Raw genomic sequence first — 25352 nt, 5'->3', positions numbered from 1 at the left:
GCACACCATGGGCTTGTTCGACACCCCCGAGCTGCGTGCCTTCCGCGCCGAGGTGCGCGCCTTCCTGGCCGAGCACCTGGACGACGAGCTGGTGCAGGCCACGCGCGCCGGCCTGCACCTGCCGCGTGAAACCGTCGCCCGCTGGCAGGCCGCGCTCGGCCGCCGCGGCTGGGGCGCCCCGCATTGGCCGGCATCGGCCGGCGGCCCGGGCTGGGACGAAGCGCGCCGCTACATCTTCGAAGAAGAGACCGCGTTCGCCGATGCGCCGCTGGGCGACGTGCTGGGCCTGTTCCTGGCCGGCCCGATGCTGATCGCCGAAGGCAGCCCGGCGCAGCGGGCGCGCTACCTGCCGGGCATCCTGCATGGGCAGGAGTTCTGGTGCCAGGGCTTCTCCGAGCCCAATGCCGGCTCCGACCTCGCTTCGCTGAAAACCACCGCCCGGCTGGAGGGCGACGAGTGGGTGATCGACGGCCAGAAGACCTGGCTGTCGGGCGGCCACATGGCCGACCAGATGTTCCTGCTGGCCCGCACCGAGCCGCTGGGCCGCCCGCAGGCCGGGCTGTCGATGTTCGTGGTGGACATGCGCCTGCCGGGCCTGAGCCTGCAGCCCATCCTCACCATCGACGAAGGCCACAGCGTCAATGCGCTGTTCATCGATGGGGTGCGCATCCCGGCGGCCAACCTCGTGGGTCAGCGCGGGCAGGGCTGGACATATGCCAAGGACCTGCTGGCGCGCGAGCGGGTCAACAACGCCCAGGCCGCCCGCACCAAGCGCGACATCGTGGCGCTGGAGCAGCTGGCCCGCCGTCTGACCGACGACGCCGGCCGCCCATTGGCTGATGACCCGCGGGTGCGGCGGCGGCTGGCCTCGCTCACGGCCGACTTCATCGCGCTGGAGTCGGCGGTGCTGGGTGTGGTGGCCGAGCAGATGGCCGGCCGCGAGCCGGGGCCGGCCGCTTCCACGCTGAAGATCCGCGGCTCCGAGCTGCAGCAGCGCGTGACCGAAACCGCGATGGGTTGGCTGGGCCGGGCGGGCCTGCTGCTGCAGCCCGGCTACGGCAGCGGGCCCTTGGATGAGGCGGCCACTGGCTGGGTGGAACGGCACCTGTTCCGCCGCGTCGTGACCATCTACGCCGGCTCCAACGAGATCCAGAAATCCATCATCGCCAAGTCCTTGCTGGGAATGTGACATGGACGCCGAATCGCTCGACCTGTTGCTGGGCACCGCCGACCGCTGGTTCGCCGCCCATGGTTCGCTGGCTTCGCGCCTGGCCCGCTTTCGTCAGGGCCACCGGGAGGAGGACGGCGCCTGGGCCGCGATGGCCGACCTGGGCTGGCTGGCCCTGACGCTGCCCGAGACGCAAGAAGGCTTCGGCGCCAGCATGGCCCAGGCTTTGGGCCTGCTGCGCGCCGCCGGCCGCGATGCCCGGCCCGAGCCGCTGGGCCTGCACCTGCTGCTGGCGCCTTGGTGGGCGCGCCAGCGCCCGCAGCACGCCGGCGCGCTGGCCAGCGCGCAGATGCGGCTGGCGCTGGCCGACCTGCCGGTGCGTGCCGGCCTGCGGCTGGCGCAAGGCCATGTGCAGGGCCGTGCCGACCTCGTGATGGGCGGCCTGTACGCCAGCCATGTGCTTTTGCCGATGCCCGATGCCGAGGGCACGCTGCTGTGCGTGGATCTGTCAGGCCCCGGCGTGCAGGCGCTGCCGGTGCGGCTGCTCGACGGCCGGCACGGCGTGCGGCTGGTGTTCGAGGCCGCGCCGGCGGAAGAAGTCGGCGTGGGCGCGGCACCGTTGGTGCGCGACCTGGCCGCCGCCGCCCTGGTGGCCGATGCGGTCGGCGTGCTGGAAGCCGGCTTCGAGCTCACGCTGGCCTACCTCAAGCAGCGCCAGCAGTTCGGCCGGCCGCTGTCCGACCAGCAGGCTTTGCAGCACCGCATGGCCGAGGTGTTCTGCGACCTGCAGCAGCTGATCGCGCTGGCCGGCCGCCTGGCGGCCGAGCTCGACGCGCAGCCCGATGCCCTGCCGGCCACGCTGCCGGCCGCCAAGAGCTTCGTCGGCCGCCGGGCGCTGCGCGCCATGGGTCAGCTCATCCAGGTCTCGGGCGGCATCGGCATGACCGAGGAATACCGCCTCGGCCATCTCTACAAGCGGCTGCAGATCAGTGCCACGCTGTTCGGCGACGCCGAGCACCAGCTGCAGCGCATCGACGTGCGGCGCACCCTGCTGGCCGCCTGACAGATAGAAGAGGAGGAGACCATGCGAGTGAATCGCAGAACGCTGGGCCTGACGGCCCTGTCGCTGGCCACCGCGCCCTGGCTGGCCCGCGCGCAGGTGGGGGCGGCTGGGTCGCCGCTGCGCTGGATCGTGCCCTTTCCGGCCGGCGGCGGTACCGACGTGGTGGCCCGGCTGCTGGGCCAGTCGATGGCCCGCACGCTGGGCCAGACGGTCGTGGTGGAGAACAAGCCCGGAGCCGGCACCTTGATCGGCGGCGACGCCATCGCCCGTGCACCGGGCGATGGCGGCACCATCGGCACCGTCGATGTATCCACCGTCGCGCTGGCGCCCAGCCTGTATGCCAAGCTGCCGTACCGGCCCGAGCGCGACTTCAGCTACATCGGCGGCACCACGGTGTTCCCTTTCGTGCTGGTGGCGCGGCCCGACCTGCCGGCACGGCAACTGGGTGAGCTGCTGGCGCTGGCCAGGCAGCGCCCGGGTGAATTGAAGTACGCCACGCCCGGGGCCGGCGGTCCCAACCACCTGGGCATGGAGCTGCTGCAGCGCACCGCCGGCATCCAGCTGCTGCACGTGCCCTACCGTGGCGATGCCCCGGCGCTGCAAGACCTGATGGGCGGCCAGGTGGACCTGTACCTGGTGAACACCGCGGCCAGCCTGCCCTACATCCGCAGCGGCAAGCTGCGGCCCATCGCCTTGTCCATGGCCCAGCGCAGCCCGGTGTTGCCGGAGGTGCCTACGTTTGCCGAGGCCGGCGTTCCCGCGTTCGAGGCCTACGCCTGGCAAGGCCTGGCGGGCCCGGCCGGGCTGCCGCCCGCCACCGTGGCGCGGCTCAATGCGGCGCTGAACCAGGCCCTGGGCGCCGACGAGGTGCGCCAGAAGCTGGCCGAGATGGGCGTGGAGCCCTCGCCCAGCACGCCCGAGGCCTTCGCCCGCCACGTGGCGCAGCAGACCGCCCGCTGGGGCGAGGTGATCCGCATGGCCGGCATCCGGCTGGAAGCCTGAGCCGCCATGGCCTCTTATCCCGAACTGCAGGGCCGCGTCGCCCTGATCACCGGCGGCGCCAGCGGCCTCGGTCTGGCGGCCGCCCGTTCCTTGGCCGGGCAGGGCATGCGGGTGGCGGTGGCCGACCTCGATGCCGGCGCCGCTGAACGGGCCGCGATGGCGTTGGGCCCGTCGGGTGGTCACCTCGCCTTCAGCGGCGACGTCGCCTCCCAAGGCGATGTGCACGGCTGGGTGGCCGCGCTGCTGGCGCGCCATGGCCGCATCGACGTGCTGATCAACAGCGCCGGCATTCCCGACAGTTTTCTGCCCACGGTCGAGCAGGACGTGGCCGACTTCCGCCGGCTGGTGGACGTGCACCTCACCGGCACCTATCTCGTCACGCAGGCGGTGGCGCCCACCATGCTGCAGCAGGGCCGCGGCTCGGTCATCAACCTCAGCTCGGTGGCCGGCGTGCTGGGCCTGGCGCGCCGCAATGCCTACAGCGCGGCCAAGGCCGGCATCGGCATGATGACCCGCACCATGGGGTGCGAATGGGCTGCGCGCGGCGTGCGGGTCAATGCCATCGCGCCGGGTTACATGCTCACGCCCTTCGCCCAGCGGCTGATCGACGAAGGCAAGCTTGACGCAGCCAGGCTGCGCCGCCGCACGCCCGCCGGGCGGCTGGGCACCGCCCAGCATGTGGCCGAGGCCATGACCTTCCTGGCGTCCGACGCCGCCGCTTTCATCACCGGCGTCACCCTGCCGGTAGACGGTGGCTACATGGCCTGGGGCGCCGCCAGCGACGCCTACGAAGGCCCGCTCGACTGAAAGGCCGATCGTGATCTACGAAGAACGCAACTACAGCTTCCGCCCGGCGGACTTCCAGCGCTTCTTGAAGCTGTTCGAAGCGGAAGGCCTGCCGCTGATGCAGGAACACCTGGGCGGCCTGGTGGGCTACTTCACCGCCGAGACCGGCGAACTCAACACCGCCATGCACCTGTGGGCCTATGCCGACCTGACGGACCGTGAGCGCCGTCGCGCGGCCATGTGGGCCGACCCGCGCTGGATCGCTTACGCCGACCAGGTGCTGCCCTGGATCGTCCGCATGCACACCCGGCTGCTGCGCCCCACCCGTTTCTCCCCCCTGAGGTAACCGACATGACTACAGAGAACCCCCTGATCGTCGCCATCGAGGACGGCGTCGCCCGCGTCACCATCAACCGGCCGCAGGCCATGAACAGCGTCGGTGGCGCCTTGCACACCGCCTTGTCGCGCGTGTTCATCGACCTGGGCGAACGCCGCGACCTGCGCGCCATCGTGCTCACCGGGGCGGGCCGCGCCTTCTGCGCTGGCGGCGACATTGAATGGATGCGAGAAGCGGTCCGGGATCCCGACCAGTTCGAGGTCGTCACCTGGGAAGCCAAGCGCATCGTCTATTCGATGTTGGATTGCGAGATCCCCATCATCGGCCGCATCAACGGCGACGCAGTGGGTCTGGGCGCCACGCTGGCCTTGTTGTGCGACATCACCGTGATGGACGAACAGGCGCGCATCGGCGACCCGCATGTGCGCGTGGGCCTCAACGCCGCGGACGGCGGTGGCTTCCTGTGGCCGGCCATCATCGGGTTCGGCAAGGCGCGGGAGCTGCTGCTCACCGGCGATCTGCTCACCGCCACCGAGGCCGGGCAGTTGGGCGCAGTCGGGCATGTGGTGCCCGCCAGTGAGCTGGATACCAAGGTGGAGTCCATCGTCACCAAGCTGCGGCACGGCGCGGCCAAGGCCATCCGCTGGACGAAGGCTGGCTACACCATCCCGCTGAGACAGCTGGCACACGGCCATATGGATGCCGGCACTGCCTATGAGTGCCTGACCAATCTCACACGCGACCACGCCGAGGGCGTGGAGGCGTTCGCCGAGAAGCGCAAGCCGCAGTTCACCGGGCGCTGAGAGCCCCCCGAACTTTTTTCGCGCCCTGCTTGCGCGCTCTTCAAAACCCGTGCTACAGTGCAAGGCTTCGCTGATCACTGAAGCGTTTGCCGGAGACGGCGGGTGCTGAGGGGTTTAGCGAGAAGGTCGAAAGACCTTGCAGTTGACAGGGATTTGAAAACAACGTCATAATCACTGTCTTCGCTGATTACTGAAACGAATCAGCAGCGACTCGAAAGAGGCGCAGTTCTTTAAAAAGTTACAGCCGATAAGTGTGGGCGTTTGAAGGCGAGCACCGATAGCCGCAAGGCACGGGGTTTATAACCTCAAACGCTCATGGAAGTGAAGTTCACTTCAATTCTTTGAGCAAAAATCAAGATCGAACTAAAGAGTTTGATCCTGGCTCAGATTGAACGCTGGCGGCATGCCTTACACATGCAAGTCGAACGGTAACGCGGGGCAACCTGGCGACGAGTGGCGAACGGGTGAGTAATGCATCGGAACGTGCCCAGAAGTGGGGGATAGCCCGGCGAAAGCCGGATTAATACCGCATGAGACCTGAGGGTGAAAGCGGGGGATCGCAAGACCTCGCGCTTTTGGAGCGGCCGATGTCAGATTAGCTAGTTGGTGGGGTAAAGGCCTACCAAGGCGACGATCTGTAGCTGGTCTGAGAGGACGACCAGCCACACTGGGACTGAGACACGGCCCAGACTCCTACGGGAGGCAGCAGTGGGGAATTTTGGACAATGGGCGCAAGCCTGATCCAGCCATGCCGCGTGCGGGAAGAAGGCCTTCGGGTTGTAAACCGCTTTTGTCAGGGAAGAAACGCTCTGGGCTAATACCCTGGGGTAATGACGGTACCTGAAGAATAAGCACCGGCTAACTACGTGCCAGCAGCCGCGGTAATACGTAGGGTGCAAGCGTTAATCGGAATTACTGGGCGTAAAGCGTGCGCAGGCGGTTATGCAAGACAGATGTGAAATCCCCGGGCTCAACCTGGGAACTGCATTTGTGACTGCATGGCTAGAGTGCGGCAGAGGGGGATGGAATTCCGCGTGTAGCAGTGAAATGCGTAGATATGCGGAGGAACACCGATGGCGAAGGCAATCCCCTGGGCCTGCACTGACGCTCATGCACGAAAGCGTGGGGAGCAAACAGGATTAGATACCCTGGTAGTCCACGCCCTAAACGATGTCAACTGGTTGTTGGGAGGGTTTCTTCTCAGTAACGAAGCTAACGCGTGAAGTTGACCGCCTGGGGAGTACGGCCGCAAGGTTGAAACTCAAAGGAATTGACGGGGACCCGCACAAGCGGTGGATGATGTGGTTTAATTCGATGCAACGCGAAAAACCTTACCTACCCTTGACATGTCTGGAATCCTGAAGAGATTTGGGAGTGCTCGAAAGAGAGCCAGAACACAGGTGCTGCATGGCCGTCGTCAGCTCGTGTCGTGAGATGTTGGGTTAAGTCCCGCAACGAGCGCAACCCTTGTCATTAGTTGCTACGAAAGGGCACTCTAATGAGACTGCCGGTGACAAACCGGAGGAAGGTGGGGATGACGTCAGGTCCTCATGGCCCTTATGGGTAGGGCTACACACGTCATACAATGGCCGGTACAGAGGGCTGCCAACCCGCGAGGGGGAGCCAATCCCAGAAAACCGGTCGTAGTCCGGATCGCAGTCTGCAACTCGACTGCGTGAAGTCGGAATCGCTAGTAATCGCGGATCAGCTTGCCGCGGTGAATACGTTCCCGGGTCTTGTACACACCGCCCGTCACACCATGGGAGCGGGTTCTGCCAGAAGTAGTTAGCCTAACCGCAAGGAGGGCGATTACCACGGCAGGGTTCGTGACTGGGGTGAAGTCGTAACAAGGTAGCCGTATCGGAAGGTGCGGCTGGATCACCTCCTTTCTGGAAAACTGGTGCTTTAATTCTTGCGCCCACGCTTATCGGCTGTACTTGACGGCAGATTGGGGTCTGTAGCTCAGTCGGTTAGAGCACCGTCTTGATAAGGCGGGGGTCGTTGGTTCGAATCCAACCAGACCCACCACCTATTGGGGGGTGTAGCTCAGCTGGGAGAGCACCTGCTTTGCAAGCAGGGGGTCATCGGTTCGATCCCGTTCACCTCCACCAATTGGCTCGTTCAGGCCAGGAACTGTGATGGTTCTTGGCCTGTGCGATTCTTCAGTGGATTGCCTGTCGTTCTTTAACAATTCAAAGAGTCGAAATCAGTAATGTGCTGATGGACTGCGTGAAAGCGCGGACAAGTCAGCATAGTTCAATGATTGCGTCAAATACACAAACTTCGACGAATGCAAGTTCGAAGAAGTTCGGCATAACGCGTAAATACTCAAAGTCAACGCAAGTTGATTTTCAGTCCTTGACGATGCCTTCGGCTGAAGGTGTCAAAGTTATAGGGTCAAGTGACTAAGTGCATGTGGTGGATGCCTTGGCGATTACAGGCGACGAAGGACGTGATAGCCTGCGATAAGCTTCGGGGAGCTGGCAAATTAGCTGTGATCCGGAGATTTCCGAATGGGGAAACCCGACCGTAAGGTCATCGTGATCTGAATACATAGGGTCACGAGGCGAACCGGGTGAACTGAAACATCTCAGTAGCTCGAGGAAAAGACATCAACCGAGATTCCGAAAGTAGTGGCGAGCGAAATCGGAAGAGCCTGCACGTTTTAGCAGTCGACTTATCAGAACAGTCTGGAAAGGCTGGCCATAGCGGGTGATAGCCCCGTATGAAAAAAGACGGCTGTGGAACTAAGCGTGCGACAAGTAGGGCGGGACACGTGAAATCCTGTCTGAAGATGGGGGGACCATCCTCCAAGGCTAAATACTCGTAATCGACCGATAGTGAACTAGTACCGTGAGGGAAAGGCGAAAAGAACCCCGGGAGGGGAGTGAAATAGATCCTGAAACCGCATGCATACAAAAAGTCGGAGCCGCAAGGTGACGGCGTACCTTTTGTATAATGGGTCAGCGACTTACATTCAGTGGCGAGCTTAACCGAATAGGGAAGGCGTAGAGAAATCGAGTCCGAATAGGGCGTTCAGTCGCTGGGTGTAGACCCGAAACCAGGTGATCTATCCATGGCCAGGATGAAGGTACCGTAACAGGTGCTGGAGGTCCGAACCGACTAGTGTTGCAAAACTAGCGGATGAGCTGTGGATAGGGGTGAAAGGCTAAACAAACCTGGAGATAGCTGGTTCTCTCCGAAAACTATTTAGGTAGTGCCTCAAGTATTACCATCGGGGGTAGAGCACTGTTATGGCTAGGGGGTCATGGCGACTTACCAAACCATTGCAAACTCCGAATACCGATGAGTACAGCTTGGGAGACAGTGCACCGGGTGCTAACGTCCGGACACAAGAGGGAAACAACCCAGACCGCCAGCTAAGGTCCCTAAAATTGGCTAAGTGGGAAACGAAGTGGGAAGGCTAAAACAGTCAGGATGTTGGCTTAGAAGCAGCCATCATTTAAAGAAAGCGTAATAGCTCACTGATCGAGTCGTCCTGCGCGGAAGATGTAACGGGGCTAAGCCAGTTACCGAAGCTGCGGGTGCATCGCAAGATGCGCGGTAGGAGAGCGTTCTGTACGCCTGTGAAGGTGGATCGTGAGGTCTGCTGGAGGTATCAGAAGTGCGAATGCTGACATGAGTAGCGTTAAAGGGGGTGAAAAGCCCCCTCGCCGAAAGCGCAAGGTTTCCTACGCAACGTTCATCGGCGTAGGGTGAGTCGGCCCCTAAGGCGAGGCAGAGATGCGTAGCTGATGGGAAACAGGTCAATATTCCTGTACCGATCAATAGTGCGATGTGGGGACGGAGAAGGTTAACTCAGCCGGGTGTTGGATGTCCCGGTTCAAGCATGTAGGCGTGCCCTCTAGGCAAATCCGGAGGGCTTAGCTGAGGTGTGATAACGAGGAGGCTTGCCTCTGAAGTGAGTGATACCCTGCTTCCAGGAAAAGCCACTAAGCTTCAGCTATTGACGACCGTACCGCAAACCGACACTGGTGCGCGAGATGAGTATTCTAAGGCGCTTGAGAGAACTCTGGAGAAGGAACTCGGCAAATTGACACCGTAACTTCGGAAGAAGGTGTGCCTTTAGTAGGTGAAGTCCCTCGCGGATGGAGCCCAATGAGGTTGCAAAGAATCGGTGGCTGCGACTGTTTATTAAAAACACAGCACTCTGCAAAGACGAAAGTCGACGTATAGGGTGTGACGCCTGCCCGGTGCTGGAAGATTAAATGATGGGGTGCAAGCTCTTGATTGAAGTCCCAGTAAACGGCGGCCGTAACTATAACGGTCCTAAGGTAGCGAAATTCCTTGTCGGGTAAGTTCCGACCTGCACGAATGGCGTAACGATGGCCACACTGTCTCCTCCAGAGACTCAGCGAAGTTGAAATGTTTGTGATGATGCAATCTCCCCGCGGAAAGACGGAAAGACCCCATGAACCTTTACTGTAGCTTTACATTGGACTTTGAACAGATCTGTGTAGGATAGGTGGGAGGCTTTGAAACCCAGTCGCTAGATTGGGTGGAGCCGACGTTGAAATACCACCCTGGTGTGTTTGAGGTTCTAACCTTGGCCCGTGATCCGGGTTGGGGACAGTGTATGGTGGGCAGTTTGACTGGGGCGGTCTCCTCCCAAAGTGTAACGGAGGAGTTCGAAGGTACGCTAGGCACGGTCGGAAATCGTGCTGATAGTGCATTGGCATAAGCGTGCTTGACTGCGAGACTGACAAGTCGAGCAGGTACGAAAGTAGGACAAAGTGATCCGGTGGTTCTGTATGGAAGGGCCATCGCTCAACGGATAAAAGGTACTCTGGGGATAACAGGCTGATACCGCCCAAGAGTTCATATCGACGGCGGTGTTTGGCACCTCGATGTCGGCTCATCTCATCCTGGGGCTGTAGCCGGTCCCAAGGGTATGGCTGTTCGCCATTTAAAGAGGTACGTGAGCTGGGTTTAAAACGTCGTGAGACAGTTTGGTCCCTATCTTCCGTGGGCGCTGCAAGATTGAGAGAGCCTGCTCCTAGTACGAGAGGACCGGAGTGGACGCACCTCTGGTGTATCGGTTGTCACGCCAGTGGCATTGCCGAGTAGCTAAGTGCGGAAGAGATAACCGCTGAAAGCATCTAAGCGGGAAACTCGTCTCAAGATGAGTCTTGCCGGGGCCTTGAGCCCCCTGAAGAGTCGTTCGAGACCAGGACGTTGATAGGCTGGGTGTGGAAGCGCAGTAATGCGTTAAGCTAACCAGTACTAATTGCTCGTGAGGCTTGACCCTATAACTTTGACAGCACACCGTCAAAGTACAGTTATGCCGTGTAGGCTCAATCGTTGAACTGATTTATACTCTTTGAATTGGCTGAGTTGACCAACATGTCAACTTGGCAACCCGTCAAGCCTGATGACCATAGCGAGGTGGTCCCACTCCTTCCCATCCCGAACAGGACAGTGAAACGCCTCAGCGCCGATGATAGTGCGGATTCCCGTGTGAAAGTAGGACATCGTCAGGCTATTTACCCGCGCAGACCCCCGTTCAACTCATAGTTGAGCGGGGGTTTTGCCTTTTGGGGGTGTTCAATTTCTTGCCTGAATCTATTCACGCGGCGGGTAACGTGAAGGTGAAGGTTGCGCCTTCGCCGGGGCGGGAATGGAATTCAATGCGACCGTCGTGTCGGTGCAGGATGCGCTGCACGATCGACAGGCCGACGCCGCTGCCCTGATAAGCACTCGCGCCTGGCAAACGGCGAAATGCGCTGAACAAGTCGCCGGCGTCCGTCATGTCAAAGCCCGCGCCGTTATCGGACACGGAAAACACCAGTTCGGCTTCATTGCGCTTGCCGACGATCGTGACCTGCGGCGGATGGCTGTGTGCGCTGAACTTGAACGCGTTGGATAGCAGGTTTTGCCAGACCTGTCGCAGCAGAACGGGGTCGCCGGTCACGACCGGCAACGGGCCCTGGATGTTGACTTGCGTGCGGCCGTCGTTCAGATCAGCCAGCACGGCATCTACCAGGGTCTGCATGCACACCTGTACGCGCTGCAGCGGCTGGTCTTCCACCTTCGACAGCAACATCAGCTCATCCAGCAGTTGGATCATGCGGTCGCACTCGTGGCGAAGCACCGTCAATGCCTGCCGAGTGTCTTCGGCCAGTGGGTGGCGCTCGCTGCCCAGCACCCGACTGAGCATCTGCGCCATCGATGCAATGGGTCCGCGTATGTCGTGCGATACGCTGCGACCGAAGCTGCGCAGGTCGGCGTTGGCCTGGTCGAGCGAGGCAGTGCGCTCCTGCACGCGTGCCTCCAGCCCGGCCGTCAGTTCCAGCAGCGCCTGCTCGCGTTCGCGTAGTTGCTGAACCAGCGTCGACAAGGACGACGCCAGTTCTGCCACTTCATTGAGACGGTACAGGCGCAGCGGTTTGTGCTCGGGGGCGTCGACCTCACCAGATGTACGGACAGGCACCAGGCGACGAGCTTGCAACGCAACTGCGCGCAGTGGCGACGTGAGCCAGCCGGCCAGCCACCAACCCGCCACGCCGAACAGCAGCGCGCCCGCCAAGCCGTAGAACCAGACGCGTGTCTGCAGCGCGACCGCCGGCTGCAGCGCGGTTTCCGCAGACTGACGTACCACCACCACCCAACCCAGTCCGGGAAAGTCGCTCTGGCCCCGAGTGGCCACCGCCGCTGTGAGGTAATGCGCGCCATCGCTCCAGCTGCGCATCACGGGTGCGGTCTGTGCCAGGCGTGCCAGTGACTCGCCCTGCGCTTCAGGCAGTCTGGGCGCTGCGGGGCCCAGCAGCACGGCGCCGCTGCGGCTGAGCACCAGCACATCCACCTGGCCGTTCACGTCGGTGGTCGAAAGCGCCGCGCGGCGCAGGGACTCGGCCCAGCGCATGTCGAGGTGGGCGCCCAGCACGCCGCTGGTGCGGCCGTTCAACTGCACGGGCGCCGCGAAATCGACCAACCGCAGAGGTTCCTGCTCGGACGTGCGCGGCAGCAGGCTGGCCAGCAGCACCGCATCGTGCACGTCGCCAACGTAGGTGCCCCGCAGGCCCTGGCTGAACCAGGGCCGTGCCGAGACGTCGCGTCCCTGGAGGATGCCGCCGGTCGCGGCGACGACCCGCCCTTCGGTGTCGGTGACGCCGATCCAGGAGTAGTAGGGCAGTGTCGTCTGCAGTTGCTCAGCCAGTGTGCGCCAGTCCTGCGGATCCACGCGCGAGCCGATCAAGGATTGCAGGGCAGCGAGGTTCCGGATTTCGCGGAATCGCTCGAACATGCCTGCATCGATCGCCTCGGCCAGCCGGCTGGCCATGTGCTGCAGCGTGGCGCCCGAGTGGTGCGTGATCTCATCACGCACCCGGCTGCCGGACACGGCCCCCACCGCGGTGAAGACCACCAGCGCCAGCGCCCCAAAAGCCAGGCCCGTCTTCACTTGAAAACTGAGGCCACGCGTGAGTCCCGACCTGCTCAACGGCATAGAAGCAAGGTGTAACAGAAGCTGGGAGGCGGAGTGTCCCTCACCCAGCGCACCTGCGCTTGCCGCAAATCAATGAAGCAGCCTTTCCACCGTTGGCTGGCCGGCGCCCCGGTCCACGGGGCGCTTTGCGTGTGGCGGCTTACTCCGCCGCGGCCTCTTCCTCTTCTTCCATGCCCAGGCCCATCTCGGCCATCAGCGCCTGCTTGCGCTCGTTCAGCTGTTCGCCCAGGCCGGCCAGATCCACCTTGGCCTTGCGGGCCTGCGGGAAGAGCTCGCTCTCCTCTTCCTTCACATGGTGGTCGATGTACTCGCCCAGCACCTTGACCTTGGCGTCGTACATCTCGTCGGAGGGATCGGACTCCTGGATCTGCGCGATGAGGTCCTTGGCCGAGGCGTGCTCGACGTTGGCTTCGTTCACCAGGTCAGGCTCCTTGATCGCCTCCTTCGCGGCCGGGTAGAACAGCTCCTCCTCGATCTGCGCGTGCACGGTGAGCATCAGGCAGATTTGTTCTGCGATTTCCTGCTTCTCCTGGTCTTCCGCCTCGTGGTCGACCATCTCCTGGTACTGCTGGAACAACGCCTTCACCTCCCGGTGATCGGCGGTCAGCAGCTTGATGGCATCAGGGGTGCCGGTCTTGCTGGCGGGGGTGGCGCGCGATCGGGTGGACTTCTTCGCTGCAGCTTTTTTTGCGGTGGCCATGCTGGTGTGCTCCGGGTGTGAGGCCGCGCGACATGCGCGGCGCCTGCCGTCATGGCAACCGGCGTTCCGTCTGCATGGCCTCACGGCCCGGCCCCGTCGTGGCCGTGTCACACCGGGTGCGAAGAATCGGCGAGCCCCAAGACCGGGGCCGGCCCCAGGCCGACAACACCCACGGAGGAATGCAGATGAAGTACCTTGCGCTGACGCTGATCAGCCTGGCCGCCGCCCCGGCGCTGGCCGCCAACACCCTGGTCGGCTTTGCCGAACTGGCGGCGGACACCTTTGCCCCCGGCCCCACCTCGGGTCAGTTCCAGAGCCCCGCCAACGGCGTGGTGCCGCCTTACATCGACAAGCAGTCGGTGCAAGGCTTCTCTGCCGTGCTGCAAGGTCCGGTGGCCGGCAGCTTCTACGTGATGCCGGACAACGGCTTCGGCAACAAGGCCAACTCGGTGGACTACCTGCTGCGCATGTACGCGGTGGCGCCCGACTTCCGCACCGCCACCGGTGGCAGCGGCGTAGTGCGCGCAGCCGACTACACCAGCGGCGCGGTGCGCAGCAGCTTCGACAGCAGCAGCTACATCACGCTGCGTGATCCGGACCACAAGCTGGGCTTCTCGCTGGTGGCCTCGGGCAGCAACTATCCGTATTCGGGCAGCGGTGCGGGCAGCGCCGCCATCCCCGTGGACAGCAGCATCCGCAATGGCCGCCTGCTGACCGGCGGCGACCTGGACATCGAATCGGTGCGCCGCGACAAGAACGGCAACCTGTGGTTCGGCGAGGAGTTCGGTCCCTTCCTCATCAAGACCGACGCCACCGGCAAGGTGCTGAAGCAGGAAGTGTCGCTGCCCAACTCGCTGGGCATCGGCAGCAACCCGCTGGTGCAGTCGCCGCAGAATCCTTACCTGGGCCCCAACGGCAACAACCTGCGCGGCTCCAACGGCTTCGAAGGCATGGCCATCAACCCGGCTGGCGACAAGCTGTACACGTTGCTGGAAGGCCCGATCATCCAGGACCCGAACCAGAAGCGGCTGATCATCAACGAGTTCAGCATCGACAGCGAAAGCTACACCGGCAAGACCTTCGGCTACCGGCTGGACCCGGCGGGCACCAACATCGGCGACATGACAGCGATCAACGACCATGAGTTCCTGGTCATCGAGCGCAACGGCATCCAGGGCACCAGTCCGAACGCGGCCGACATGTTCAAGCGCATCTACAAGATCGACCTGAACAAGGTGGACGCCGACGGCTTTGCCGAGAAGACGCTGGTGGTGGACCTGCTGAACATCGCCGACCCCAACGACCTGAACCGTGACGGCAAGACCACCTTCGACTTTCCGTTCGTGACCATCGAGGACGTGCTGATCCTGGACGCGAACACGCTGCTGGTGATCAACGACAACAACTACCCCGGCAATGGCGGCCGCACGCTGCTGGGCCCGGACAGCACCGAGTTCATCAAGATCCACCTCGACACGGCGCTGAACGTGGCCGCGGTGCCCGAGCCCGAGACCTATGCGCTGATGCTTGCCGGCCTGGCCGGTGTGGGCCTGGCGGCGCGTCGCCGCCGGCCACACGCACAGCGCTGACGTCGCCACCCCACGGTGCTAGAAGGTGCCGTGGTAGAGCGCGCAGGACTGGCACAGCGAAGGCGGCCGGTCCTCGCTCAGCCCCTGGCGAAAGCGCTGCGCCGTGGCGCCGTTCCAGGCGCTGTCCAGATGCACCTGGGCAGAGGCCGCGTCGTCCTCGAACACCCGCCCGAAGGTGGCCCGGTCGGCCGTGGCAGCCATGCAGCAGGGCAGCAACTCGCCGGCGGCAGTGAAGTACAGGCCCTCCCAGGGCCAGTGGCAGCGCGGCACTGCGGCGCTGGCTTCCTCGGTGGGCACGGGCTTCAAAGCCGGCAGGTGCAGCCGCAGGCCCAGTGCCTGCGCACGCTGCGAGGCGCGCTCGAAGACGGCAGCCGCCTGCGGCAGGTCTTTGGCCTGCAGCTCGGCCTGGCGGCTGTAGTCGCGGATGGGCACATAGCGCGTCGGCAGCGCCTCATGCTCCAGGTCACTGGAGAGCCGCTGCACCAGCAGCTCCGCCACCCGGTGCGCATGCAACAGCTCCACCAGCGCGGGCAGTTCGCCCAGGTTGCTGCGCATCAGCACCATCACGCCGCGCACTTCCAGCGTACTGCCGGCGGCGTCGCGCGCATCGGTCAGTCTGCCCAGGTTGCGCACCACCTTGTCGAACGAAGCCCCATGTCGGATGGCCTCGAAGGTGCCGGCGGTGGCCCCGTCCAGCGAGACCGACAGCGCGGCCAGGCCACTGTCGATGCAGCGCCGTGCGCGCGCCATCGTCAGCAGCGTGAGGTTGGTGTTGGCCGAGACGCGGATGCCGCGCCGTGCCGCCAGGGCCACCATGTCGAAGAACTGCGGATGCAGCATCGGCTCGCCCAGGCCCTGCAGGTGCAGCGATTCCAGCGCCGGCATCGCGTCCAGCAGCGCGGTGAAGCGCGCCATCGACAAGGTGGCCACCTCGTCGCCACGGTGGTTGACGGTGCACATGCTGCAGGCCAGGTTGCAGCGGCCGATGGGCTCGATCTGCGCGAAGCGCGGCAGCGGGAAGGGTGCCTGGGGGCGCAGGGCGTCGGACGTAGGCGTGAGGGCGGTCATGCCCGCCGGGGGCAACGTGCGTGCCGTGCGGACCGACGATGTCCTACGAGGCATGGACCTGGCTGGCACGACCACGGCCGCCTCGCCACCCCTAACTCCTGGCGCCACACCGTCCCGGCGCAGCTGTCCTCGGGGCCGTTGATCGCGTAAGGTGCGGCTGCAACACCGGCCGGCCGCATCAGCCACCACGCAGGAGGATCTGCCTTGCCCACCCTCTCGGAGCTGGAACGTCCGGCCATGGAGCCGGCCAGCCGCCCGCCCGCCAGCCTGGGCGACTGCATCGAGGCCTTGTACGACGCGGTGGGCGACGATGCCCGCTTCCGCGAGGCATTGGCCAGCTTCTGCGATCACTTCGATGCCTCGGCCGCCATCTTCATGATGCCGCCGGACGCACAGGGCATCCAGACGCTGGCCACGCGCGGCGTGTCACCCGCTTCGCTGACTGAGTACCACAACCACTTCTTCGCCCACGACAGCTGGCGCCTGGCGGCGCAGGCGCAAGGCCTGCTGCAGCCCGGCTACGTGGCACGCGGCTGCGACATCGTCGATCCGGAGGCGCTGCGCGTGTCTTACTTCGGGCGCGAGTTCCTGGCGCATGCGCAGATCAAGGACATCCTCACCGGCGTCACCGCACCGCTGGAGCCGCAGGGTACCGACTGCGCCATCGTCAGCTTCCACCGCGCGTCGGCGCAGCCCGGCTGGTTCGATCGGCGGCTGGTGGGCCGCCTGCGAGAGGTGCTGCCCGACCTGGGTCGCGCGCTGCGCCTGCATCGGCGCATTGCGCCGCAGGTGGCGATGGCCGATACGCTGGAAGGCATGTTCGAGGATCTGGACGTGCCCATGCTGTTCGTCAACGAGCGTGGGCACCTGATGCGTGGCAACCGCCAGGCGCAGGCCGCATGCCGGACCGGCCACCCGCTGCAGCTGACCTTGGGGGGCACGCTGATGGCCCACACTGCCGCCGGCTGGCAGCCCTTGGCGCGCCTGATGGCCGCTCTGTCGCAGGCACCCACCGTGCGTCACATGCTGCTGGACCAGGACCAGACGCCGGTGGTGCTGACGCTGCGCCAGGTGCACGGGCCCACGCCCGCGTTGCTGGCAGGGCAGGTTGACGATACGGTGCACGCCGTAGCCACGCTGCGCAGCTCGTCCGCCGATGTGCTGGAGGCGCTGGCCTCTCATTACGGCCTGACCCCGGCGGAGCTGCGCACCGCCCGCCATGTGCTGGACGGCCTGCCGGCCGAAAGCATCGCCGATCTGCTGGGCGTCAAGCTGTCCACGGTGCGCACCCACATCGGCCACCTGCTGGCCAAGACCGGTGCCCGCCGTCAGACCGAGCTGGTGGCCCGGCTGCGCGGCGGCGGCCTCAGAGCGTGAGAGTTTTTCGGGCGAGCCCGAGCAACGCGTCCAAGGGCGTCCGATCTAGGCGCAAAGCACAGCCGTAGCTCGGGCTACGGCGAGCATTTGCAACGACGAGCGGGCGTCTTTGGGCGTGGTGAGCGGGCTTGAACGAAAGACTCTCACGCTCTCAGGCCCGCGGGCTGATCCTGGGGCGCACCCAGGCTTGCTGCACTCGCGGCCTTGCCGATGAGCGTGCGGCGGTCAGGCGCCAGCGCAGGCGTCGCCGGGTATCCCGATTGCCGATGGGGCAGCTGACGCCGCTGCCGCGGCCGGATTCGACCTGCCGAGCGCCCCATGCCTGCCCCTTTGCCCACCCCGACCCTGAGCCCCGGCCACCCGGCCCCGGCAACCCGCCCTGAACGCCTGGCCACCCGGCTGCGGCGATGGATCGGCTGGGCGGTGGTGCTGGGTGGCCTGGCCGCCGCGCTCGACGCTTTGCTGCAGGCGCCTTTCATGGCCGACCCGCGGGTGCAGGGGGCCTTGATGGGCGGCGGCGTGGCAGCGCTGGCCACGGCGCTGGGCACCTTGCCGGTGCTGCTGTCGCAGCAGTTCTCGCAGCGGGCCAATGACTCGATGCTGGGCTTTGGCGCCGGGGTGATGCTGGCGGCCTGTTCCTTCTCGCTCATCATCCCTGCGCTGGCCGCCGCCAAGGCCCAGGGAGCCGGGCCCTGGCAGGCCGGCGGCGTGGTGGGCACCGGCCTGCTGCTGGGCGCGGCAGGCCTGATGCTGCTGGACCGGTTGGTGCCGCACGAGCATTTCATCAAGGGCCTGGAAGGTCCGAAGCGCGAGACCACCCGCCGCGCCTGGCTGTTCGTCACCGCCATCGCCCTGCACAACCTGCCCGAGGGCCTGGCCATCGGCGTGGGCTTCGGCGGCGCCGACCGCATCGGTGCGCAGGCGCTGGCCACCGGCATCGCCATCCAGGACGTGCCCGAGGGCATGGTCATCGCGCTCGCGCTGCGCGGCGTGGGTTACAGCAAGCTGGTGGCGGTGGGGCTGGGCATCGCTTCCGGGCTGGTGGAGCCCGTGGGCGCGGTGTTCGGCGCCGCGCTGGTGAGCCTGGCCACCGGCTTGCTGCCCTGGGGGCTGGCTGCAGCGGCGGGCGCGATGCTGTTCGTCATCAGCCACGAGATCATTCCCGAGTCGCACCGACAGGGCCATGAGCGCGCGGCCACCACGGGCCTGATGCTGGGCTTCGTGCTCATGATGCTGCTCGACACCGCCCTGGGGTAGATGGGGCACCCGGGCCCGCGGGTACGCGGCCCCACCCGCCAGGCGGGTTGCCGCGGCCGCCTTCGGAGCGGCCGGGCGGCGGCCGCGGGGGTACGTGCTCAATTTGCCGAGGTCAGCAGGGTCTGCGTGATGGCCCGCCCGATCTGCTCGAACATCGCGCCGGCCTGCTTGTTCTCGTCCAGGCCCTCGGCGCAGGTGGCCACCACGATGCCCCGGCGGCCGCCGTCCTGCGGATGGATCACGCCCATGTGGCAGGCGCGGCGGTGCTGGGTGCCGGTCTTGTGGATGAACTTCACCGTGCGCGGCAGCCCGGCTTCCAGCCGGTAGTTGTCGTAGCGGTCGAACTTCATGTCGATGAACAGCAGCTGCTGGTGCGCGGGCGATACCAGTTCGCCCTTGACCAGCTTTTCCAGCATGCCGCCGTAGGCCACCAGCGTGGTCGAGTTGGTGCCGCGCCGGTAGTAGCGGTCGTAGGCCTCGTCCATGCTGCGCACCTGCAGTTCGTCTTCCTGCACGCCCAGCGTGCGGCGCAGCGCCGTCACCCGCTGCGGGCCCATCGGCGCGCCAGCGATCTTCACCAGGTCGATGCGCGGCAGCTCGCGGGCGCGGGGGTGCAGCTCGGCATACACGTCGTAGCGCACCTGCGCAAAGTCGGTGAGTGGGCCCAGGCCATCACCCATCATCGCCTGCGCGCGGCGGTTCAGGGTGTCCACGCCGATGCTGCGCACCAGCAGGTTGGCCGCGGTGTTGTCGCTCTGCTCCATCATGCGCTTGAGCAGCGATTCGATGGTGTACGAGCCGCCCGCCTTCTGCCACACCAGGGCGCCCGAGCCGTCCACCTTGTCGCCCTCTTGCAGCACCAGCTTCTGCTGCACGCTGCCGCGCCGCGCCTCCAGCTCTTGCAGCACCGCCAGCGCCACCGGCAGCTTGGCTGTGGAGGCCAGGTACCAGCGCCGGTCGGCCTGGTAGTTCAGCGCTTCACCGGTGTCCAGCCGCTTGACGAACACGCCCAGCTGACCGGGCGTGGCCTCGTCGATGCGCTGCACCTGCTGGCGCAGCGCATCCACCCAGCCTGCGGCGGGCGCATCGGGCGGCGCGGCAGTGGCATCAAGGCTGGTCCACAGCGTCAGGGCCGCCAGAAGCAGCGTCGGACGACAGGCGGGGAAGTTGTTGGCACATGGGGTCATGGGGTCTTCCGTCGGTCAGCAGGCCGGATTGGCAGATGGCGGCGCCCACATCGCGCAGCGCCTGGTCGGAACGCGTGACCGACAGCTCGCCCCGGGTGCAGGCGGCCACGATCACGCGGGTGTCCTTGCCCAGTCGCGGCACGCTGATGACGCCGCTGTCGCAGGTGCGCGCTCGCTGGGTGCCGGTCTTGTGGGCGAAGCGGGTGCGCAACGGCAGCCCGGCCTTGATGCGGTTGGGGCCGGTCTTCACCCGCTCCATCACCTTCAGCAGCCAGGCGGTGCCCACCGGCCCCAGCGCCTTGCCTTCCACCAGCTGGGCCAGCAGCTCGCCATAGGCGTCCAGCCGGCCGCTGTTGAGGCCGGTGGCGTAGTAGGCGTCGTAGGCCTGGCCGATGCTGGCCAGGCGCAGCTGCTGCGGCGGCACGTCCAGCAGCCGCGCCAGCGCCAGCCGGCGCTCGCTGTCGTTGCGTTGCTGCTTGAGCAGCACGAAGTCGCTGCCCTGCAGGTGCAGGGCCTCGGGCGTGAGCTGGCGGTACACCTGCCGCCGCACGTCGGCCAGGCTGGTGATGCGGCCGATGCCGTCGGGCACCAGCTCCTGCACCAGGGCATTGACCGCGCCGATGCCCACCAGGCCGATCAGCATGTCGGTGGCGGTGTTGTCGCTCCACACGATCATCTGCTCCAGCAGGTAGCGCACGGTCAGTGGCTTGCCCACCGGCTGGTGGCGGGTGGGTCCGGCGCCGTCGACCACGTCGGCGGCACGCAGCGTCAGCGGCGTGTCGAGGCCGAAGTCGCCGCGCTCCACGCCCCGCAGCACCGTGATGGCCACCGGCACCTTCACCGTGGAAGCGAGATACCAGGCCTCGTCGGCCTGGAAGGACGTGGCCACGCCGCTGTCCAGGTCGCGCACGTAGACGCCGATCTGCGCCTGGTGCCGCGCGGCCACCGCCGCCAGCTGGGCCTGCAGCCGCGTCACCCAGCTGGCATCGGGCGCGGCCTGCAGTGGCGCGCTGGCCAACAGCAGCACGGCCCAGGGCAGCCGCCGCCACCTCATGACGCGCCGTGGCCGGCGCCCGACCGGTTGCTGAAGCTGGCATTGCCCAGGCCGGTGCCGATGGTCAGCACCGCCCACTGGCGCACGTCCTGCGTGAAGGGCAGCTCGCTCAGGCCTTGCACCACCGCATCGTTGTGCATCACCACGCGGGTGGCGGCGCCGCCGATCTCTGGGATGTTCTCCTGCAGCCGGCGCGGCAGGTGGAAGCTCGCCTGCCGCCAGTCGCTGGGCAGGTTCTGTGCGCCGCGGTCGATGCTGCCGTCGGGCATCACCACGCCGGGGCAGCCCACGGCCAGCACCGGCAGCAACGCCAGACCCTCTTCATCGGCGCCGGCCATCAACTGCCGGAGCAGACCGACGATGCCTTCCACCAGGTCGGCCTCGCCTTCTTCGTCGGCATGGCGCCACTTCTCGCGCGCCGTCACTCGCGCATCGTGTCCGCCAGGGCCGAACCGCACGATGCCGCAGCGCACGTTGGTGCCGCCGATGTCGATGGCCAGCATCGCGCCGCCGGCCTGCCGCAGCTCGGCCGGCAGCAGCTGCACACCGCCGGCCAGGCCGCCGTCGTCGGCGCCGTGGTGGATGGGCTGCAGCTGCAGCGCCCGCAGCGCCTCCGGCTGGTTCTCAGTCTGCAGCCGGGCCGCCGTCTGGCGGATGGCGATGCGGCCGATCACGCTTTCCTTGAAGCCGCCGCCCACCACAATGCGCTGCACGCCCTGCCAGCTGGGGTGGCGCATCAGGCGGCCGATGACATAAGCCAGGCGTTGCGAGAACTCGTCGATGGCCAGTGCCACCGTGCGCGCGGCCTCGGTGTCGCCCGAGGTGGCGATGCGGTCCAGCTCGGCCTTGCTCATCTCCTCGCTGGGCGTCGGGCCCAGCGGATCACGGCCGGCCCGCTCCATGCGTGCGCGCCAGTCGGCCAGCAGTTCGCGGAAGGCGGTCTGGCTGGCCTGGTCGCCCACCAAGCCTTCTTCGTCCTCGATTTCCAGGCTGTAGCCGTCGATGCGCACGTCGGCCAGCTCGCAGCTGCCGTGGGCGGGCGGATCGGGCGGCGTAGGGCGGGGGGGTGGGGTCGGGCTCATGGGTGGACGGCGGGCGGGCGCGTGAATGGCATGGGCAAAGGACGCAGCCCCGATGCTTGGCGCAGACGGCACTGCCGTGCGTCAGACGGCGCTTGCACTGGCTGTAGGCGGTCGGCGCGGCCGGCGGCCGGGGCGCCGCGGGCACGGTGCTTGCCCGAGTCGTCGATCCGCGGCGGAACCCTGCCGCGCTGTCTGCACTGGCCTACCATCCATGACCCCCCCGCCTTCGCAACACCCGCCTCAGGCTGCTCCACGTGCCTCCACCGGCATCGCCGGCCTGGACGATGTCCTGGGTGGTGGCCTGCCGGCCCGTCATCTGTACCTGGTGGAGGGTGAGCCGGGCACCGGCAAGACGACGCTGGGCATCCAGTTCCTGCTGGAAGGCCTGCGCTGCGGTGAAAGCGGCCTGTACGTCACGCTGTCGGAAACCGCGGACGAACTGCGCTCGGTGGCCGCCGCCCACGGCTGGTCGCTGGAAGGGTTGCAGCTCTTCGAGCTGGTGACGGCCGAAGGCCTGAGCGCCGAGGCCGAGCAGTCCATCCTGCATCCGTCGGAGGTGGAGCTGGGCGAGACCACGCGCGGCGTGATGGCCGAGGTGGAGCGCCACCATCCGCAGCGGGTGGTGTTCGACAGCCTGTCGGAGATGCGGCTGCTGGCGCAGGACCCGTTGCGCTACCGGCGGCAGATCCTGGCGCTCAAGCACTTCTTCGCGCGGCACCGGTGCACCGTGCTGCTGCTGGACGACAAGACCTCCCAGGACAACGACCTGCAGCTGCACAGCATCGCGCACGGTGTGCTGAGCCTGGGCCAGAACAGCGGCCACTACGGCGAGGACAAGCGCTACCTGCGCGTGGCCAAGCTGCGCGGCGCCAAGTTCCGCGGCGGCGAGCACGACTTCCGCCTGGACACCGGCGGCATTGCGCTGTTTCCGCGCCTGACCGCGGCCGACCATCGCGGCTCGCTGGCGCATGTGGTGCGCAGCACCGGCCACGCCGTGCTGGACCGCATGCTCGGCGGCGGCCTGACCAGTGGCAGCAACACCTTGTTCGCCGGCCCCAGCGGCGTGGGCAAGACCACCACGGCCGTGGCCTGCACCGTGGCCGCGCTGCAGCGCGGCGAGAAGGCGGCCTACTACCTGTTCGACGAAGGTCTTGGCACGCTGCTGGCGCGTTGCCGCATGCTGGGCCTGCCGGTGGAGCCCTACATCGACAGCGGCAGCCTGGAAGTGCATGCGCTGGACCCGGCGGCGGTGTCGCCCGGCGAATTCGCACACATGGTGCGCGACGCGGTGGAGCGTCGGGGCGTCACCTCGCTCGTCATCGACAGCCTCAATGCCTATCTGCAGGGCATGCCTGGCGGCAAATTCCTGCTGCTGCAGATGCATGAGCTGCTCACCTACCTGAACCAGCGCGGCGTGGCCACCATCCTGGTGCTGGGCCAGCACGGGCTGTTCGGTGAGGGCAGCAGCGACGTGGACCTGAGCTACCTCAGCGATGCCTTGCTGCTGTTCCGCTTCTTCGAGGCCCGCGGCCGGCTGCTCAAGGCGGTGTCGGTGGTCAAGAGCCGCACCAGCGCGCACGAGCCCTTCATCCGCGAGTTCCGTCTCGGCCAGGGCGGCGTGGAGGTGGGCGCGGCCCTGACCGACTTCGAGGGCGTGATGCGCGGCGTGCCTTCCTACCGCGGCACGCAGGCCCTGCTGGGCGACGAAGTGGCTACTGAGCCTGCGCGGTGATCGCCGCCCCCATCGAGCGGCGGGTGCTGGTGCACACGCCCCGCGGACGAGACGCGGACGTGGTGGTCTCGGTGCTGGCCGCCGCCCGCATCGAGGCGGTGGTCTGCGCTACGCAGGAGGCCATGCTGTCGGCCCTGCGTGAAGGCGCTGCCGCCGCCATCGTCACCGAAGAAACGCTGCAGGCCGAGCCTGGCGGGGCGCTGGCCCGCTGGCTGGCCGATCAGCCCAGCTGGTCGGACTTCCCCTTCATCGTGCTGGCCACGCGGCAGGCCGGCCGCCGATCGGACGTGGCTGCTCAGGCTCTGCATGCCCTGGGCAACGTGATGCTGCTGGAACGGCCCGTGAATGCCGAGACCCTGGCCAGCGCGGCCGAGGCCGTGGTGCGCGCCCGCAACCGCCAGTACACCACCCGCCGCAACCTGCAGGAGCTGGGCGAGGCGCGGGCGACGGTGGAGCGCTTGAACCGCGAGCTGGAAGACCGCATTGCCGCCCGCACCCATGAGCTGGCCGCCGCCAACGACCGGCTGATGGCCGAGATCAACGAGCGCGAGCGCGCCCAGGCCGCGCTGGTGCACATGCAGAAGATGGAAGCCATCGGCCGCCTGACCGGTGGCATTGCGCATGACTTCAACAACCTGCTGCACGTGGTCAGCATGAACCTGGAGCTGCTGGTGCGCCAGAGCCCCGAGCCCAAGGTGGCCGCCATCGCCGAGCGGGCGCGGCGCGCCGTCTCGCGCGGCTCGCGACTGACCGGCCAGCTGCTGACCTTTGCGCGCGCGCAGTCGCTGCTGCCGCGGCTGACCGACGTGAATGCGCTGCTGCTGGGCATGCAGGAACTGGTGGCCATTTCCACCGGGGCCAATGTGGCGGTGGACATGGACCTGTGCGAAGGCGCCGCCTGGGTGCAGCTGGACCCGAGCCAGATGGAGATGGCCGTGCTCAACCTGGCCGTCAATGCCAAGGACGCGATGCCCGAGGGCGGCGCCCTGCGCATCGCCACCCGGGTGGAAACGCTGGGCACCGACGAGCTGCCGCCCGGCCGCTACGTGCGGGTGTCCGTCACCGACCAGGGCGGCGGCATTCCGCAGCACCTGCTGAGCAAGGTGTTCGATCCCTTCTTCACCACCAAGCCGCTGGGCAGCGGCACCGGGCTGGGCCTGAGCCAGGTCTACGGCTTTGCGCAGCAGTCGGGCGGCATGGCCCGCATCGACAGCCGGGTGGGCGAGGGCACGACGGTGGAGATGCACTTTCCGATGGCCGCGCCCGAGCAGGTGGCCCAGGCACCGCTGGACGGGCCCACGCAGGCGGCGCCGCGGCAGCACCACATCCTGGTGGTGGAGGACGATGCCGAGGTGCGCCGCGTGATCGTGGACAGCCTGCGCTTCAACGGGCACCGGGTGATGTCGGCCTCCAACGGCGCCGACGGTCTGGAGGCGCTGGGCCGCCAGCGGCCCGACCTGCTGATCGTGGACTACGCGATGCCCAACATGAACGGGGCGGAAGTGATCAAGGCCGCGCGCCAGCGCCAGCCCGGCCTGCCGGTCATCCTGGCCACCGGCTATGCCGACATGGCCGAGGTGGGCACGGTGCTGGGCACGCAGTCCATCCTGATCAAGCCCTTCGACATCGGCACGCTGCTGCGCGCCGTGTCGCAGGCCATGCAGGACGGCGCGCGCTGAACT

Annotated in this window: 17 protein-coding genes, 2 tRNA genes and 3 rRNA genes; 16 read left to right on the top strand and 6 right to left on the bottom strand. The window is 66.3% G+C overall.

The features are described 5' to 3' along the window. Positions 1-7: 7 nt before the first annotated feature. The 11 genes from MW290_RS02905 to rrf all read left to right on the top strand — a co-directional run bounded on the left by MW290_RS02905 (position 8) and on the right by rrf (position 10660). Positions 8-1189 carry an acyl-CoA dehydrogenase family protein gene (locus tag MW290_RS02905; RefSeq protein WP_250195821.1) on the top strand — a complete coding sequence of 394 codons (1182 nt, stop codon included), beginning with the start codon at positions 8-10 and terminating at the stop codon, positions 1187-1189. Position 1190: 1 nt separating this feature from the next. After that, a complete protein-coding gene (locus MW290_RS02900) occupies positions 1191-2231 on the top strand; it encodes an acyl-CoA dehydrogenase family protein (protein ID WP_250195820.1) in 1041 nt (346 codons plus the stop codon). 21 nt (positions 2232-2252) lie between these two features. After that, a complete protein-coding gene (locus MW290_RS02895) occupies positions 2253-3233 on the top strand; it encodes a Bug family tripartite tricarboxylate transporter substrate binding protein (RefSeq protein WP_250195819.1) in 981 nt (326 codons plus the stop codon). A 6-nt stretch (positions 3234-3239) separates the two neighbouring features. After that, positions 3240-4040 (top strand): SDR family NAD(P)-dependent oxidoreductase, encoded by an 801-nt coding sequence (locus MW290_RS02890; RefSeq protein WP_250195818.1) that lies wholly within the window; start codon positions 3240-3242, stop codon positions 4038-4040. Positions 4041-4050: 10 nt separating this feature from the next. Next, complete coding sequence (locus MW290_RS02885; RefSeq protein WP_250195817.1) at positions 4051-4365, top strand: NIPSNAP family protein; 315 nt, start codon at positions 4051-4053, stop codon at positions 4363-4365. Between the two features lie 5 nt (positions 4366-4370). Further along, a complete protein-coding gene (locus tag MW290_RS02880) occupies positions 4371-5159 on the top strand; it encodes an enoyl-CoA hydratase/isomerase family protein (RefSeq protein ID WP_250195816.1) in 789 nt (262 codons plus the stop codon). Between the two features lie 360 nt (positions 5160-5519). After that, positions 5520-7048, top strand: a 16S ribosomal RNA gene (locus MW290_RS02875). Positions 7049-7110: 62 nt separating this feature from the next. Continuing rightward, positions 7111-7187: transfer RNA gene (locus MW290_RS02870), tRNA-Ile, on the top strand. A gap of 7 nt (positions 7188-7194) precedes the next feature. Beyond that, a tRNA-Ala gene (locus MW290_RS02865) sits at positions 7195-7270 on the top strand. A 284-nt stretch (positions 7271-7554) separates the two neighbouring features. Continuing rightward, a 23S ribosomal RNA gene (locus MW290_RS02860) occupies positions 7555-10428 on the top strand. Between the two features lie 119 nt (positions 10429-10547). Then, positions 10548-10660, top strand: a 5S ribosomal RNA gene (gene rrf, locus MW290_RS02855). Together the 16S, 23S and 5S rRNA genes with 2 tRNA genes alongside form the textbook arrangement of a ribosomal RNA operon. Before the next feature lie 86 nt (positions 10661-10746). On the opposite strand, the gene MW290_RS02850 is transcribed toward rrf, so the two are convergent. Continuing rightward, positions 10747-12579 carry an ATP-binding protein gene (locus tag MW290_RS02850; protein WP_250195815.1) on the bottom strand — a complete coding sequence of 611 codons (1833 nt, stop codon included), beginning with the start codon at positions 12577-12579 and terminating at the stop codon, positions 10747-10749. A 184-nt stretch (positions 12580-12763) separates the two neighbouring features. After that, entirely contained in the window at positions 12764-13324 is a 561-nt protein-coding gene (locus tag MW290_RS02845) for a hemerythrin domain-containing protein (protein WP_250195814.1), read from the bottom strand. 185 nt (positions 13325-13509) lie between these two features. Between MW290_RS02845 and MW290_RS02840 the strand changes: the two genes are divergently transcribed. Then, on the top strand, positions 13510-14913 hold the full coding sequence (locus MW290_RS02840; protein ID WP_250195813.1) for an esterase-like activity of phytase family protein: 1404 nt from the start codon (positions 13510-13512) through the stop codon (positions 14911-14913). Between the two features lie 18 nt (positions 14914-14931). Here the strand turns inward: MW290_RS02840 and MW290_RS02835 are convergent, their stop codons facing one another. Continuing rightward, the gene (locus tag MW290_RS02835) at positions 14932-15981 is read right to left on the bottom strand and encodes a radical SAM protein (protein ID WP_250195812.1); all 1050 of its coding nucleotides are present in this window, start codon (positions 15979-15981) and stop codon (positions 14932-14934) included. Between the two features lie 204 nt (positions 15982-16185). Here MW290_RS02835 and MW290_RS02830 point away from each other — a divergent pair, with 204 nt between their 5' ends. Together MW290_RS02830 and MW290_RS02825 are read left to right on the top strand one after the other, a co-directional pair. Then, entirely contained in the window at positions 16186-17358 is a 1173-nt protein-coding gene (locus MW290_RS02830) for a helix-turn-helix transcriptional regulator (RefSeq protein WP_250195811.1), read from the top strand. A 318-nt stretch (positions 17359-17676) separates the two neighbouring features. Then, complete coding sequence (locus tag MW290_RS02825; RefSeq protein WP_250195810.1) at positions 17677-18615, top strand: ZIP family metal transporter; 939 nt, start codon at positions 17677-17679, stop codon at positions 18613-18615. A gap of 98 nt (positions 18616-18713) precedes the next feature. On the opposite strand, the gene MW290_RS02820 is transcribed toward MW290_RS02825, so the two are convergent. Genes MW290_RS02820 through MW290_RS02810 form a run of 3 tightly spaced genes read right to left on the bottom strand, consistent with a single transcriptional unit; the run spans position 18714 to position 21938 of the window. Next, a complete protein-coding gene (locus tag MW290_RS02820) occupies positions 18714-19802 on the bottom strand; it encodes a serine hydrolase (RefSeq protein WP_250195809.1) in 1089 nt (362 codons plus the stop codon). Beyond that, positions 19723-20856, bottom strand: coding sequence for a serine hydrolase (locus MW290_RS02815; RefSeq protein WP_250195808.1), 1134 nt, complete (start codon positions 20854-20856; stop codon positions 19723-19725). Before MW290_RS02815 ends, MW290_RS02820 begins: the two co-directional genes overlap by 80 nt. After that, positions 20853-21938: an ROK family protein gene (locus MW290_RS02810; protein ID WP_250195807.1), complete on the bottom strand. Its 1086-nt coding sequence runs from the start codon at positions 21936-21938 to the stop codon at positions 20853-20855. The genes MW290_RS02815 and MW290_RS02810 overlap by 4 nt, the downstream gene beginning before the upstream one ends. A 211-nt stretch (positions 21939-22149) precedes the next feature. Between MW290_RS02810 and MW290_RS02805 the strand changes: the two genes are divergently transcribed. Together MW290_RS02805 and MW290_RS02800 are read left to right on the top strand one after the other, a co-directional pair. Continuing rightward, on the top strand, positions 22150-23670 hold the full coding sequence (locus MW290_RS02805; RefSeq protein WP_250195806.1) for an ATPase domain-containing protein: 1521 nt from the start codon (positions 22150-22152) through the stop codon (positions 23668-23670). Then, positions 23667-25349 (top strand): response regulator, encoded by a 1683-nt coding sequence (locus MW290_RS02800; RefSeq protein WP_250195805.1) that lies wholly within the window; start codon positions 23667-23669, stop codon positions 25347-25349. Before MW290_RS02805 ends, MW290_RS02800 begins: the two co-directional genes overlap by 4 nt. The last annotated feature ends 3 nt before the right edge of the window (positions 25350-25352 follow it).

Source organism: Aquincola tertiaricarbonis (assembly GCF_023573145.1).
In the GTDB taxonomy this organism is placed as follows: Bacteria; Pseudomonadota; Gammaproteobacteria; order Burkholderiales; family Burkholderiaceae_C; genus Aquincola; species Aquincola tertiaricarbonis_B.
This window is presented reverse-complemented; position numbering and strand designations above follow the sequence as displayed.

Coding starts and splice junctions, on each gene's coding strand:
- MW290_RS02905 (WP_250195821.1), top strand. CDS start 8: ATGGGCTTGTTCGACACCCCCGAGCTGCGTGCCTTCCGCGCCGAGGTG.
- MW290_RS02900 (WP_250195820.1), top strand. CDS start 1,191: ATGGACGCCGAATCGCTCGACCTGTTGCTGGGCACCGCCGACCGCTGG.
- MW290_RS02895 (WP_250195819.1), top strand. CDS start 2,253: ATGCGAGTGAATCGCAGAACGCTGGGCCTGACGGCCCTGTCGCTGGCC.
- MW290_RS02890 (WP_250195818.1), top strand. CDS start 3,240: ATGGCCTCTTATCCCGAACTGCAGGGCCGCGTCGCCCTGATCACCGGC.
- MW290_RS02880 (WP_250195816.1), top strand. CDS start 4,371: ATGACTACAGAGAACCCCCTGATCGTCGCCATCGAGGACGGCGTCGCC.
- MW290_RS02845 (WP_250195814.1), bottom strand. CDS start 13,324: ATGGCCACCGCAAAAAAAGCTGCAGCGAAGAAGTCCACCCGATCGCGC.
- MW290_RS02840 (WP_250195813.1), top strand. CDS start 13,510: ATGAAGTACCTTGCGCTGACGCTGATCAGCCTGGCCGCCGCCCCGGCG.
- MW290_RS02835 (WP_250195812.1), bottom strand. CDS start 15,981: ATGACCGCCCTCACGCCTACGTCCGACGCCCTGCGCCCCCAGGCACCC.
- MW290_RS02825 (WP_250195810.1), top strand. CDS start 17,677: ATGCCTGCCCCTTTGCCCACCCCGACCCTGAGCCCCGGCCACCCGGCC.
- MW290_RS02820 (WP_250195809.1), bottom strand. CDS start 19,802: ATGACCCCATGTGCCAACAACTTCCCCGCCTGTCGTCCGACGCTGCTT.
- MW290_RS02815 (WP_250195808.1), bottom strand. CDS start 20,856: ATGAGGTGGCGGCGGCTGCCCTGGGCCGTGCTGCTGTTGGCCAGCGCG.
- MW290_RS02810 (WP_250195807.1), bottom strand. CDS start 21,938: ATGAGCCCGACCCCACCCCCCCGCCCTACGCCGCCCGATCCGCCCGCC.
- MW290_RS02805 (WP_250195806.1), top strand. CDS start 22,150: ATGACCCCCCCGCCTTCGCAACACCCGCCTCAGGCTGCTCCACGTGCC.